Below are 11,397 nucleotides of genomic sequence, written 5' to 3'. Positions count from 1 at the left end.
TTTCGATATAATAATTAACGTTTTAGTATGTGTTGAGACGACGGCGCGCGGCCAGCCCAGCCGAGCCGTTGCAGTTCGGGGAGCGTGCTCTCGCTTTCCGGCCAACCGAGGCAGAAATAGCCGACCAGCCGCCATGCCGCCGGCACGTCGAGACTGGCGGCAACCGCGGCGGGATCGAGAATGGAAACCCAGCCGAGGCCGATCCCCTCGGCGCGGGCGGCGAGCCAGAGTGTGTGGATCGCCGCCACCACTGAATATTCCGCCATCTCGGGCATGGTCTGGCGGCCGAGGCCGGCGCCCTGCTCGGTCGCGCGGTCGGAAAAGGCCGCGAACTGCACCGGCGCGACATCGATTCCGGCGAGCTTGAGCCGGGCATAAAGTGCTGCCCGCTCGCCGCCATAGCCGGCAAGCGCCGCCTGGTTGCAGGCTTCGAAATTCGCGCGGACGGCGGCGCGGCGGGCGGGGTCGGTGACGATAACGAAGCGCCACGGCTCACTGAGCCCGACCGAGGGGGCGAGGCTGGCAACCTCGAGCAGCCGCTCGAGCGTACCCGCCGGCAGCGGATCGGGCCGAAAACGCCGCACATCGCGCCGCAGCACGAAAAGCTGCGCCAGGGTCGTGCGAAACGCGTCATCGAACCCGGTGGTATCGGCGCCGCTCAAAACAGCCGCGCCCCATCCGGCAGCTTGAAGTCGGGGCGCACCAACACGACCGCGCCTTCTGCGTCGGGTAGGCCGAGCGTCAGCACCTCGCTTTCGAAGGGGCCGATGCGCCGGGGCGGGAAATTCACCACCGCCAGCACTTGCCGGCCAATCAACTGATCGAGATGGTAATGCACCGTGATCTGCGCCGAAGAACGCTTGACGCCGATCTCCGGCCCGAAATCGATCCATAGCCGAAACGCGGGTTTTATCGCCTCGGGGAACGGCTTGGCGTCGATCACCGTGCCGAGACGGATATCGAGCCGCTCGAAATCCTCGCTGGTCGCGTTCATGGCCTTGCTCCTCCGCTCCGGTTTCCGCGCCACCGGTCCCGCTTTATATAGCCTCTTTGCCGATCACGTGCGCGAGGGAGAAACGATGCGCGATTTTCATCTGCCGGGGCGAAGCCCGGTCTATGCCACCGCCGGCATGGCGGCGACCTCGATGCCGGCGGCAACGCTCACCGCGCTCGACATCCTGCGCGCCGGCGGCAATGCGCTCGATGCCGCGATCGCCGCCGTCGCCGTCCTCGGCGTGATCGAGCCGCATTCGACCGGGATCGGCGGCGATTGCTTTTGCCTCTACGCGCCGGCGGGCAGCGGGCGCGTGGTGGCGCTGAACGGCTCCGGCCGCGCCCCGGCGGCAGCGGACATCGATTTTTTCGAGAGCCAGAACCTCACCACCCTCCCCGATCACTCGCCGCACGCCGTCACCATCCCCGGCGCCGTCGCCGCTTGGGAGACGTTGCTTGCCGCGCACGGCAGCAAAGGGCTCGACGAGTTGCTGCGTCCGGCGATCCGCTTCGCCGAGGAGGGGCATCCGGTCGCGCCCCGCGTCGCCGCCGATTGGGCGGATGCGGCGGAAAAACTCCGCGTAACCGGCGCCAACGCCTTTCTCCCCAATGGCACGGCGCCGGCGCCGGGGACGATGTTCCGCCAGCCAGCGTTGGCCGCGACCTTGCGCGCTATTGCCCGCCATGGCGCCCGCGCTTTTTACGAGGGCGAGATCGCGCAAGACTTGGTGGCGACACTCCGCGCCCATGGCGGGCACCATGAGATGAGCGATTTCGCCGCAGGGCTCACCGGGGCGGAATTCGTGACCCCGATCCACGCCGCCTGGCGCGGCTATGAAATATGGCAATGCCCGCCCAATGGTTCGGGGCTTCTGGTGCTGATGCTGATGGGTCTCCTTGACGGATTCCCCGCCGACCCTGAGGGGCCGCTCGGCCTCGCGCGCGTCCATCGCCACACGGAGGCAGCGCGGCTGGTCTATCGCGATCGCGATGCCTTCCTCGCCGACCCCGCGCAGGCCGATGTGCCGGTCGCGCATCTCACCAGCGCCGCCTATCTCGCTCGCCTGCGCGCCCTGATCGACCCCAAGCGGGCGATGGCGGATCTGCCGGCGGCGGGCGAAAGCGAACTGCCGCGCCATCCCGACACGGTTTATCTTTGCGTCGTCGATCGCGACGGCAATGCCTGCAGCCTGATCAACTCGCTCTATCAGAGCTTTGGCTCGGGCATTCTCGCCGAAAAATCTGGGGTCATGCTGCATAATCGTGGCCTTGGCTTTAGGCTCCAGCGCGGCCATCCCAACTGCATCGCACCGAACAAGCGGCCGATGCACACCATCATCCCCGGCATGCTGACCAAGGATGGCGCGGCGGTGATGCCGTTTGGCGTCATGGGCGGGCATTTCCAGCCGATGGGTCAGAGCCTCCTCTTGAGCAATCTCTTCGACTATGGCCTCGACATTCAAGAAGCGCTCGATCTCGCGCGCTTCTTCCCGCAAGCCGGGCGGCTCGACCTCGAGCGCGGCATTCCCGAGGCTCTCGCCACCCGCCTCGCCGCCCTCGGCCATCAGCCGAGCCGGATCGAGCGCCCGCTCGGCGGCGGCCAGGCAATCATGATCGACCGCGCCCGCGGCGTGCTGATCGGTGGCTCCGATCCGCGCAAAGACGGGCTGGCATTGGGGTATTGAGCAGCATGAGCGAAGCCTGTGACCTCCCGGCAACCGAAGCCCGGGCGCTGATCGGCGCGAAAAAACTCTCGCCGGTCGAACTCATCGAAAGCTGTATCGCGCGGATCGAAGCGGTCGATCACGCCGTCAACGCCATGGTCGCGCGTGATTTCGAACGCGCCCGCGCTTCGGCCCGCGACGCCGAGGCCGCGGTGATGCGTGGCGACGCGCTGGGGCCGCTGCATGGCCTTCCGGTCGGGATCAAGGATCTCGAGGAGACGGCGGATCTCCGCACCACCTATGGCAGCCCGATCTATCGCGACCATGTGCCGGCGCGGGATTGCCGCATGGTCGCGGCCTTACGCTCGGCCGGCGCGATCGTGCTCGGCAAGACCAACACGCCGGAATGGGGCGCCGGCGCCAATACCCGCAACGCCGTCTATGGCGCCACCGGCAATCCCTTCGATCCGCAGAAATCCGCCGCCGGCTCCTCCGGCGGCTCGGCGGTGGCGCTGGCGACCGGAATGGTGCCGCTGGCCTCGGGGTCCGACATGGGCGGCAGCTTGCGCAACCCGGCGGGATTTTGCGGCATCGTCGGCTTCCGCCCCTCGCCCGGCCTGGTTGCGAACGAAAAGCGCGGCCTCGGCTGGTCGCCGCTCGGCGTGCTCGGGCCGATGGCGCGCAATGTCGGCGATCTCGCGCTGATGCTCTCGGCGATGGTCTCGGACGACGCGGGCGACCCGCTCGCTTACACGGTGCATGGGCGCGAGACGCGCCAAGGCCGCGATTATTTTCCCCCGCCGGCGATCGATCTCGCCGGTCTTCGTGTCGCCCTCACCGCCGATCTCGGCTTTGCGCCCACCGAGCGCCACATCGCGACGGTATTTTCCGAAAAAACCGCGCTGTTTCGCAGCATTTTCGCCCGTGCCGAGGATACGACGCCGAATTGCGCCGGTGCCGACGAGGCTTTCGCGATCCTGCGGGCCGTTAATTTCGTCGCCGCCCATCGCGAAAAGGCCGAGCAGCGGCCAGACGATGTCGGCCCTAATGTGCGCGCCAATGTCGCCGAGGGGCTGGCCTACAGCGCCGCCGACGTCGCCCGCGCCGAACTCCTGCAAACCGAGCTTTATCGTCGCTGGCAGGATTTTTTCCGCGATCACGACATCATTCTGACACCGACGCTGACGATCAGCCCGCGCTCCTGGCGTGAGCTTTATCCCGCCGAGATCGATGGCCGGCCGACGAAAAATTACTTTCATTGGCTCGCGCTGGCCTATGCCGTCACGCTCGCGGGACACCCGGCGCTGTCGCTGCCGCTCGGGCGCGATCACGCCGGCATGCCGTTTGGTCTCCAGATCATCGGCCCGCGCGGCGGCGACGCGCTGGTGCTCGCCGTCGCGCAAGCGCTCGAGCGGGCGCTCGCCGCTGATCCCCGCACCGCGCGCCCGGTCCCCGACATCGCCGCCCTCAAAGCCGCCCCGCCACTCCGCGCGGCGGCGGGATTTCTCGGTTTCGCTTGATTTGGATTAAGGATGGCGCCCGCGGCCCTGGTATGTGACTGGGATCGTTCGCGCAGGGAGAGAAAGCATGGTTGAGGACTGGCTGGCTCTGATCAACAACATGAACGGCGCGGTGCGCGATCTGCGCAAAGCGGCGCCGGAGACGCTGAAAGCGTTTTCCGACATGGCGCAGGCGGCGCATGGCGGCGATGGGCTCGACCACAAAACCAAGGAGCTGATCGCGCTCGCGATCGGCGTTGCGACGCGCTGCGCGCCCTGCATCGCCTATCACGCCGAAGGCGCGGTCAAGCATGGCGCGACCCGCGAGCAGGTGGCGGAGACGCTGGCGATGTCGATTTATATGGGGGCCGGCCCCTCGGTGATGTATGCCGCCGAGGCGCTGGAAGCGGTCGATCAGATGCTGGCGAAAACCGCTGCCAAGGCGTGAGTTCGGCCTGGCGCTGTCTGCTTGCCGGCCTCGCTTTGGCGTTAGCGTTCGCGCGACCGGCCGGCGCCGCGACGCTGGAGGCCGTGCGAGCGGCGGGCGTGGCTTGGCCAATAGCGCAAAAGACCTTCTTTTTCTGTAGGAAAAGAAGCAAAAAGACTTTCTTCCGGCTCTCTGATAGTGGCATTTTCCGCGGAAGGCAGTGCCTTCGGCACTGTCCCAACAGATAAAAGTTTTTTGGTTCTTTTTTTCAAAAAAGAACATTTTTTCTATGTGTGAGGAAATGTCATGACAAGACTTGCGGGAAAAATCGCCCTCATCACTGGCGCGGCGTCGGGGATTGGCCGGGAGACGGCGTTGTTGTTTGCCGCCGAGGGCGCCGCAGTGGTGGCAACCGACGTCGATGAGGCTGGGCTCGCGGGGCTTCCGGGCCGCGCGATCAAGCTCGACGTCACCAGCGAGAGTGATTGGGAGGCAGCGTTTGCCGCCGCCCGCGCGGCGTTCGGGCGGGTCGATATCCTGGTCAATGCCGCCGGGATCGCGATCGGCGGCGCGATCGAGAACGCGACGCTCGCGGATTGGCGGCGAACGATGGCGGTCAATGCCGAGGGCACGTTTCTCGGCTGCCGCGAGGCGGTGCGATCGATGCGCGAGAGCGGCGGCGGCGCCATCGTCAATATCTCATCCGCTGCCGGGCTAGTGGGTGATCCGAAGCTCGCCGCTTATTGCGCGAGCAAGGGCGCGGTGCGGCTGCTGACGAAATCGGTCGCCCTCCAATGCGCGCGGGCCGGCTATAAAATCCGCTGCAACTCTGTGCATCCGTCGTTTGCCGAAACGCCGATGCTGGAGCGCATGTTCGCCCGCGCCGCTGACCCGGAAAAACTCCGCGCCGGGCTGATCCGCGCAACCCCGCTCGGACGCCTCGGCAGCGCGCGAGACGTCGCCGGTGCCATCCTCTATCTCGCCTCCGACGAGGCCGCCTTCATCACCGGCGCCGAGCTTGCGGTCGATGGCGGCCTCACGGCGGCGTGATGATCGACCACCTCTCGTTGGGTGTCGCCGATCTCGACGCCTCCCGGCGCTTTTATGACGCAGCGCTGGCGCCGCTCGGCTATCGCTATCTGCGCGGGAGCGAGACCACGGCAGGCTATGGCGATGACGACGCGGCGTTCTGGATCGTCGCGGCAGCGCGCCCGGTCGCGCCCGATCCGGCCTCGGGTCTCCATGTCTGTTTTCGTGCCCCGAGCCGGGCGGCGGTCGAGGCATTTTACCGGGCGGCGCTGGACGCCGGCGGGCGCGACAATGGCGCGCCGGGCGAGCGGGAGTACGAGCCCGGCTATTACGCCGCGTTCGTGATCGACCCGGATGGCTATCGTCTCGAAGCCTATTGCGGCGGCGGCCAAACCTGATCGCCGCTTTCGGCTCAGCCCCTCAGTTGAGAAAAATCTTTCCCGGATTGAGGATGCCGTGCGGATCGAGCGCCGTCTTCAGCGAGCGCATCACCGCCAGCGCCTCGGCGCCGTGCTCGGCCTCGAGGAATTCGCGCTTGCCGATGCCAACCCCGTGCTCGCCGCTGCACGAGCCGCCGAGCGCGAGCGCGCGGCCGACGATCTGGCGATCGAGCGCCCAGGCGCGCGCTAGCGCTTCCGGGTCGTCTTTCGGGATCAGGATCACGGTGTGGAAATTGCCGTCCCCGACATGGCCGACGATCGGGGCAGTGAGGCCGGAGGCGAGAATATCCTCCTTCGCGCCGAGCACCGCTTCGGCCAGTTTCGAGATCGGCACGATGGCGTCTGTCGTCACGCCGAAATACCCTGGCTTGAGCGCAAGCCCGGCCCAATAGAGGTCATGGCGGGCTTTCCACAGATGCGCCCGCTCCTCCTCGGCGAGCGCCCAGCGAAACCCGGCGCCGCCATTTTCGCGCGCGATCGCTTCGGCCTGCTCGGCCTGTTCGCGGGCCGAGGCGTGGCTGCCGTGAAACTCGAAAAACAGGGTCGGCCGCCGCGCCAAACCGGTGAGTTTCGAATAAGAAATCGCCGCGCCGATCGCGTCGTCATCGAGCAATTCGATGCGGGCGACGGGGATGCCGGCCTGGATGACCGTAATCACGGTCTCGACGGCGCCGGCGAGATCGTCGAACTGGCAGATCGCCGCCGCCATCGCTTCGGGAATGCCCGAGAGCTTGAGCGTGATCTCGGTGATCACGCCGAGGGTTCCCTCCGAGCCGATGAAAAGCCGCGTCAGATCATAGCCGGTCGACGATTTGCGCACCCGCCCACCGGTTTTGATCACCCGCCCATCAGCGAGCGCGACGGTGAGGCCGAGGGTGTTTTCGCGAATGGTGCCATAGCGCACGGCGTTGGTGCCGGAGGCGCGGGTTGCGCACATGCCGCCGAGCGTGCATTCGCTGCCAGGATCGACCGGGAAAAACATCCCCTGGTCGCGTAAATGGGCATTGAGCTGCTGGCGCGTGACGCCGGCCTCGACGCGGCAATCGAGATCGGCGGCATTGACCTCGAGAATCCGAGTCATGCGCGAAAGATCGAGCGAAATGCCGCCGCGCACCGGCGTCACATGGCCTTCGAGCGAGGTGCCGGCACCGAACGGCACGACCGGAACGCGCGCCGCGTTGCAGAGCGCAAGCAGCCGCGCCGCCTCTTCGGTGGTTTCGATGAAGGCGACGGCATCGGGCAAAACTGGCGGGTTAGTGTCCTCGCCATGGGCGTGCTGCTCGCGGAGCGCCAGGTTGCGCGACAGACGTGGGCCGAGCCAAGCCTCGGCCTCATGGATCACCCGGCTTACGGCATCATCGGTCATCGGCGTTCCACCCATCTGTTGAATTGACGCATTGGGATGCCAAGCCTAGCCTTTCCCGAGACGGAGGAAAACAGCATGGCAAACCGGTTGAAAGAGCAGTGGCGGCAGGGCAAGGCGACGGTCAATGGCTGGCTTGCGATTCCCTCGGCCTTTTCCGCCGAGGTGATGGCCCAGGCCGGTTGGGACAGCGTCACCGTCGATCTCCAGCATGGTGTGCAGGATTATCTTTCGATGATCGCCTGCTTTCAAGCGATGGAGAAACATCCGCCGCTGCCGATGGTGCGGGTGCCGTGGAACGAGCCGGGGATCATCGGCAAGGTGCTCGATGGCGGCGCCTATGGCGTCATCTGCCCGATGATCAACACCGCCGATGAAGCGCGCGCCTTCATCCGCGCTGCGAAATATCCGCCCGATGGCGCGCGCAGCAATGGCCCGATCCGCGCCGCCCCCTATGGCGTAATGAGTTCCTATCAATCGACCGCCAATCAAGAGACGCTCTGCATCCCGATGATCGAAACGCAGCAGGCGCTCGACAATCTCGAGGCGATCCTCGATGTCCCGGGGATCGATGCGATCTATATTGGCCCGAGCGATCTCGGCTTCTCGCTCGGCCTGCCGCCAAAGCTCGATCGCGAGGAGCCGGAAATCCTGCGCATCTATGAGCGCCTGATCCGCGAGACCGAAAAACGCGGTATTTTCGCCGGTCTCCATAATCTCAGCCCCGCCTATGCCCGCCGCATGATCGAGATGGGGTTCAAGATGGTAACGATCGCCAATGATTCGGGGCTGATGTTCCAAGCAGCGCGCGCGGCGGTTTTGGCGGTGCGCGAAGCCGCGTCGTGAGGCCGCCATGACCCTTCCCATCATTCGCCTCTCGCCCGAGGACAGCGTGGTGATTGCCCGCGTCGCCCTGCTGCCCGGAACCCCGGTCGCGGACGGCGTCACCACCAGCGAACGCATTCCCGCCGGCCACAAGGTCGCGATCCGCGCCCATGCGGTGGGCGAGCCGGTCAGGCGTTATGGCCAGATCATCGGTTTTGCGACCCGCGACATCGCCCCCGGCCAGCATGTCCATACTCAGAATTGCGGCATGGGCGATTTCGCCCGCGATTATGCCTATGGCGTCGATGCCCGCCCGACCGAGATGATCGACCCACCGGCGCGCTTTCAAGGCATCCGCCGCCCCGATGGCGCGATCGCGACGCGCAACTATATCGGCATCCTGACCTCGGTGAATTGCTCGGCGCATGTCGCGGCGATGGTCGCTGACGCTTTCCGCCGCAATCCGTTCACCGGCGACGATCCGCTCGCCGATTTTCCTCATGTCGATGGCGTCGTCGCACTCACCCACAAGACCGGCTGCGGCATGACCCAGAAGGAGCCGCTGGCACTGCTCCGGCGCACCCTCGGCGGCTATGCCCGGCATCCGAATTTCTCGCATGTCATCGTGCTCGGGCTCGGCTGCGAGGTGAACCAGATCGGCGGGCTGATGGAGGAGCAGCGTCTCGCCGGCCGGCTCAAGGCGATGGACATCCAGACCATGGGGGGCACCCGCCGCACGGTGGCCGCTGGCATCGATTTTGTGCGAGAGGTGCTGGCCGAAGCCAACCAGGCGCGGCGCGAGAGCGTTCCCGCGAGCGCGCTCAAGATCGCACTCCAATGCGGCGGCTCGGATGGGTATTCTGGCATTTCCGCGAACCCCGCCCTTGGCGCCGCGAGTGATCTCGTGGTGCGCCACGGCGGCACCGTCATTCTCTCGGAGACGCCCGAGACCTACGGCGCCGAGCATCTCTTGACCCGCCGCGCCGTCTCGCGCGAGGTCGGAGAAAAACTGGTCGCCTTGATGCGCTGGTGGGAGGAGTACACGGCGCGCGAGGGCGCCGAGATGGATGCCAATCCGTCGCCCGGCAACAAGGCCGGCGGGCTCACCACCATCCTCGAAAAATCCTTGGGCGCGATGGCCAAGGCGGGCAGCACCAACCTGGTAGACGTGGTGCGCTATGCCGAGCCGGTGACCGCGTCGGGCTTCGTGTTCATGGACACCCCCGGCTATGATCCGGTGGCGGCGACTGGGCAGGTCGCGGGTGGCGCCAATCTCGTTTGCTTCACCACCGGGCGCGGCAGTGTTTTCGGCTGCAAGCCGGCGCCCTCGATCAAGCTTGCCACCAACACGCCGATGTTCCGCCGCATGGAAGACGACATGGACGTCAATTGCGGCAGCGTGCTCGACGGCGCCGAGACGGTTGTCGAATGTGGCCAGCGCATTTTCGACCTCATCCTGCGGGTCGCTTCTGGCGAGAAGACCAAAAGCGAGCAATTCGATTTCGGCGCCGCCGAATTCGCCCCCTGGCAGATCGGCGCGACGATGTAGCGGGTCCGTTGCCCCTCCCTCCCGAAGAGCCGGCCGCCGTCAGCAACGTCGATCTCTTTCACGGCTTTCTCGGGATCGGCATAAGCGGCTTCGGCGGCGTGTTGCCCTGGGCGCGGCGGATGGTGGTCGAGCGGCGCGGCTGGCTGGACGCCGCCGCCTTCAACGATCTTCTCGCTCTGTGCCAGTTCCTGCCGGGGCCGAACGTGATCAATCTTTCGGTCGCGCTCGGGGCCCGCTTCGGCGGCTGGCGCGGGGCCTTGGCGGCGTTCGCCGGGCTGATGCTGGCGCCGATGGCGATCGTCATCGGGCTTGGCGCCCTTTACACCCGTTATGGCGATCTCGCCCTCGTCCAGCACCTGTTCCATGGCCTCGCCGCCGGCGCCTCGGGGCTCATTCTGGCGACGGCAGCGAAAATTGCCTGGCCGCTGCGCCGCCGGCCGGCGGCGCTCGCCCTCGCCGCCTTGGTCTGGTGCGCCGCCGCGATCTTCCGCGCGCCGCTGTTTCTGATCCTCGCGATCGGCGCCGGGCTCGGGCTGATCGTCGCGCGGCGGGCGCGATGACGCTCGTGCTCGCGCTTTTCCTCACCTTCGCCGCGCTCTCGCCGCTCGCGTTCGGCGGCGGCAACACCATCCTGCCGGAAATGCAGCGCCAGGTCGTGAGCGTGCATCACTGGCTTGCGTCGCGTGATTTCATTGCCCTCTACGCCCTGGCGCAGGCGGCGCCGGGGCCGAACATGCTGGTCGCGACGCTGATCGGCTGGCGGGTCGCCGGGCTCGGCGGCGCGCTTGCCGCAACGATCGGGCTTTGTCTTCCCTCCTCGCTGCTCACCTTCACCATCGCCGGCCTCTGGTGGCGGTTTCGCGAAGCACGCTGGCGGCATTGGATTCAGGCAGCCCTGGTGCCGGTGACGGTCGGGCTGGTCGGCGCGGGTGCCGCGGTGATCGCGGCGGGGACGGCGCGCGGCCCGCTCGCAGCCCTGATCACCGCGCTCGTCACCGTCGCGACGCTCATGACGCGCTTCAACCCGCTCTGGTTTCTTGCCCTGAGCGCGCTCGCGGGCGTGCTCGGGCTGGTGTGATCCGCCGCAGCACTCAGGGCACCAGGCTGACCTCCGGCCCGTCGAGATCGCTGCCCCACATTTTTTCGAGATTATAAAGGCGGCGGGCGTCCGGCTTGAAGAGATGGACGATGATGTCACCGGCATCGAGCAGCACCCAATCGGCGCCGCCGGCGCCCTCGACCGGCACTCGCTTCAGCCCGGCGGCGCGCAGCTTCTCGGCGAGATGGGCAGCCATCGCCTCGATCTGGCGGTCAGCGAGGCCGGTCGCGATGATCATCCGTTCGGCGAAGGCGGCGCGGCCGGCGAGATCGAGGGTGACGATATCCTCCGCCTTGTCGTCCTCGAGGCTCGCCGTAATGAGGGCGCTCAGCCGGTCGAGATCGATGTCGGCGCGGCGCGGCCGGGGCGCGCGGCGCGGCGCCGGTTTGCCGGCGGCGGCGGGCTTGGCCTGCGTTGCGCTTCCAGTGGCTTTGCCTTTGGCGGCGGGCTTGGCGAGGGTCGCGGCTTTGCGCGGGCTGGCGCTGGCGCGGCGGGCGGTGGGGGATGGG

Annotated in this window: 13 protein-coding genes; 9 read left to right on the top strand and 4 right to left on the bottom strand. The window is 67.0% G+C overall.

Going from position 1 to position 11,397, the window contains the following annotated elements:
* Nucleotides 1–14 precede the first annotated feature (14 nt).
* Nucleotides 15–662 (bottom strand): 5,6-dimethylbenzimidazole synthase, encoded by a 648-nt coding sequence (gene bluB, locus ACP5M5_RS13750; protein WP_427938272.1) that lies wholly within the window; start codon nucleotides 660–662, stop codon nucleotides 15–17.
* Nucleotides 659–994, bottom strand: a complete 336-nt coding sequence (locus ACP5M5_RS13745; protein ID WP_427938271.1) for a tRNA-binding protein — start codon at nucleotides 992–994, stop codon at nucleotides 659–661. The genes bluB and ACP5M5_RS13745 overlap by 4 nt, the downstream gene beginning before the upstream one ends.
* 85 nt (nucleotides 995–1,079) lie before the next feature.
* On the opposite strand from ACP5M5_RS13745, the gene ACP5M5_RS13740 reads away from it, so the two are divergent.
* The 5 genes from ACP5M5_RS13740 to ACP5M5_RS13720 all read left to right on the top strand — a co-directional run bounded on the left by ACP5M5_RS13740 (nucleotide 1,080) and on the right by ACP5M5_RS13720 (nucleotide 6,010).
* Nucleotides 1,080–2,678: a gamma-glutamyltransferase family protein gene (locus ACP5M5_RS13740; RefSeq protein ID WP_427938269.1), complete on the top strand. Its 1,599-nt coding sequence runs from the start codon at nucleotides 1,080–1,082 to the stop codon at nucleotides 2,676–2,678.
* Between the two features lie 5 nt (nucleotides 2,679–2,683).
* Nucleotides 2,684–4,177 (top strand): amidase, encoded by a 1,494-nt coding sequence (locus tag ACP5M5_RS13735; protein WP_427938268.1) that lies wholly within the window; start codon nucleotides 2,684–2,686, stop codon nucleotides 4,175–4,177.
* A gap of 67 nt (nucleotides 4,178–4,244) precedes the next feature.
* Nucleotides 4,245–4,604 (top strand): carboxymuconolactone decarboxylase family protein, encoded by a 360-nt coding sequence (locus tag ACP5M5_RS13730; RefSeq protein WP_114913814.1) that lies wholly within the window; start codon nucleotides 4,245–4,247, stop codon nucleotides 4,602–4,604.
* A 285-nt stretch (nucleotides 4,605–4,889) separates the two neighbouring features.
* The gene (locus ACP5M5_RS13725; RefSeq protein WP_427938266.1) at nucleotides 4,890–5,633 is read left to right on the top strand and encodes a glucose 1-dehydrogenase; all 744 of its coding nucleotides are present in this window, start codon (nucleotides 4,890–4,892) and stop codon (nucleotides 5,631–5,633) included.
* Nucleotides 5,633–6,010: a VOC family protein gene (locus ACP5M5_RS13720; RefSeq protein WP_427938264.1), complete on the top strand. Its 378-nt coding sequence runs from the start codon at nucleotides 5,633–5,635 to the stop codon at nucleotides 6,008–6,010. The genes ACP5M5_RS13725 and ACP5M5_RS13720 overlap by 1 nt, the downstream gene beginning before the upstream one ends.
* A 22-nt stretch (nucleotides 6,011–6,032) precedes the next feature.
* Here the strand turns inward: ACP5M5_RS13720 and ACP5M5_RS13715 are convergent, their stop codons facing one another.
* On the bottom strand, nucleotides 6,033–7,418 hold the full coding sequence (locus tag ACP5M5_RS13715) for an FAD-binding oxidoreductase (RefSeq protein WP_427938263.1): 1,386 nt from the start codon (nucleotides 7,416–7,418) through the stop codon (nucleotides 6,033–6,035).
* Between the two features lie 75 nt (nucleotides 7,419–7,493).
* Between ACP5M5_RS13715 and ACP5M5_RS13710 the strand changes: the two genes are divergently transcribed.
* Genes ACP5M5_RS13710 through ACP5M5_RS13695 form a run of 4 tightly spaced genes read left to right on the top strand, consistent with a single transcriptional unit; the run spans nucleotide 7,494 to nucleotide 10,867 of the window.
* Nucleotides 7,494–8,261, top strand: coding sequence for an HpcH/HpaI aldolase family protein (locus ACP5M5_RS13710; protein WP_427938261.1), 768 nt, complete (start codon nucleotides 7,494–7,496; stop codon nucleotides 8,259–8,261).
* A gap of 7 nt (nucleotides 8,262–8,268) precedes the next feature.
* Nucleotides 8,269–9,789 (top strand): UxaA family hydrolase, encoded by a 1,521-nt coding sequence (locus ACP5M5_RS13705; protein ID WP_427938260.1) that lies wholly within the window; start codon nucleotides 8,269–8,271, stop codon nucleotides 9,787–9,789.
* A gap of 8 nt (nucleotides 9,790–9,797) precedes the next feature.
* On the top strand, nucleotides 9,798–10,349 hold the full coding sequence (locus ACP5M5_RS13700) for a chromate transporter (protein ID WP_427938258.1): 552 nt from the start codon (nucleotides 9,798–9,800) through the stop codon (nucleotides 10,347–10,349).
* Nucleotides 10,346–10,867, top strand: a complete 522-nt coding sequence (locus ACP5M5_RS13695) for a chromate transporter (RefSeq protein WP_427938256.1) — start codon at nucleotides 10,346–10,348, stop codon at nucleotides 10,865–10,867. Before ACP5M5_RS13700 ends, ACP5M5_RS13695 begins: the two co-directional genes overlap by 4 nt.
* A gap of 13 nt (nucleotides 10,868–10,880) precedes the next feature.
* On the opposite strand, the gene rsfS is transcribed toward ACP5M5_RS13695, so the two are convergent.
* Nucleotides 10,881–11,397, bottom strand: a 517-nt coding sequence (gene rsfS, locus ACP5M5_RS13690) for a ribosome silencing factor (protein ID WP_427938254.1), incomplete at its 5' end; no start/stop codon positions are given.

The organism is Acidibrevibacterium sp., from assembly GCF_049965395.1.
In the GTDB taxonomy this organism is placed as follows: Bacteria; Pseudomonadota; Alphaproteobacteria; order Acetobacterales; family Acetobacteraceae; genus Acidibrevibacterium; species Acidibrevibacterium fodinaquatile.
The sequence above is the reverse complement of the archived record's forward strand: the minus strand, read 5'-3'. Positions and strand labels throughout refer to the sequence as shown.

Coding starts and splice junctions, on each gene's coding strand:
- ACP5M5_RS13705 (WP_427938260.1), top strand. CDS start 8,269: ATGACCCTTCCCATCATTCGCCTCTCGCCCGAGGACAGCGTGGTGATT.
- ACP5M5_RS13725 (WP_427938266.1), top strand. CDS start 4,890: ATGACAAGACTTGCGGGAAAAATCGCCCTCATCACTGGCGCGGCGTCG.
- ACP5M5_RS13735 (WP_427938268.1), top strand. CDS start 2,684: ATGAGCGAAGCCTGTGACCTCCCGGCAACCGAAGCCCGGGCGCTGATC.
- ACP5M5_RS13710 (WP_427938261.1), top strand. CDS start 7,494: ATGGCAAACCGGTTGAAAGAGCAGTGGCGGCAGGGCAAGGCGACGGTC.
- ACP5M5_RS13740 (WP_427938269.1), top strand. CDS start 1,080: ATGCGCGATTTTCATCTGCCGGGGCGAAGCCCGGTCTATGCCACCGCC.
- ACP5M5_RS13720 (WP_427938264.1), top strand. CDS start 5,633: ATGATCGACCACCTCTCGTTGGGTGTCGCCGATCTCGACGCCTCCCGG.
- ACP5M5_RS13745 (WP_427938271.1), bottom strand. CDS start 994: ATGAACGCGACCAGCGAGGATTTCGAGCGGCTCGATATCCGTCTCGGC.
- ACP5M5_RS13715 (WP_427938263.1), bottom strand. CDS start 7,418: ATGACCGATGATGCCGTAAGCCGGGTGATCCATGAGGCCGAGGCTTGG.
- ACP5M5_RS13695 (WP_427938256.1), top strand. CDS start 10,346: ATGACGCTCGTGCTCGCGCTTTTCCTCACCTTCGCCGCGCTCTCGCCG.
- ACP5M5_RS13730 (WP_114913814.1), top strand. CDS start 4,245: ATGGTTGAGGACTGGCTGGCTCTGATCAACAACATGAACGGCGCGGTG.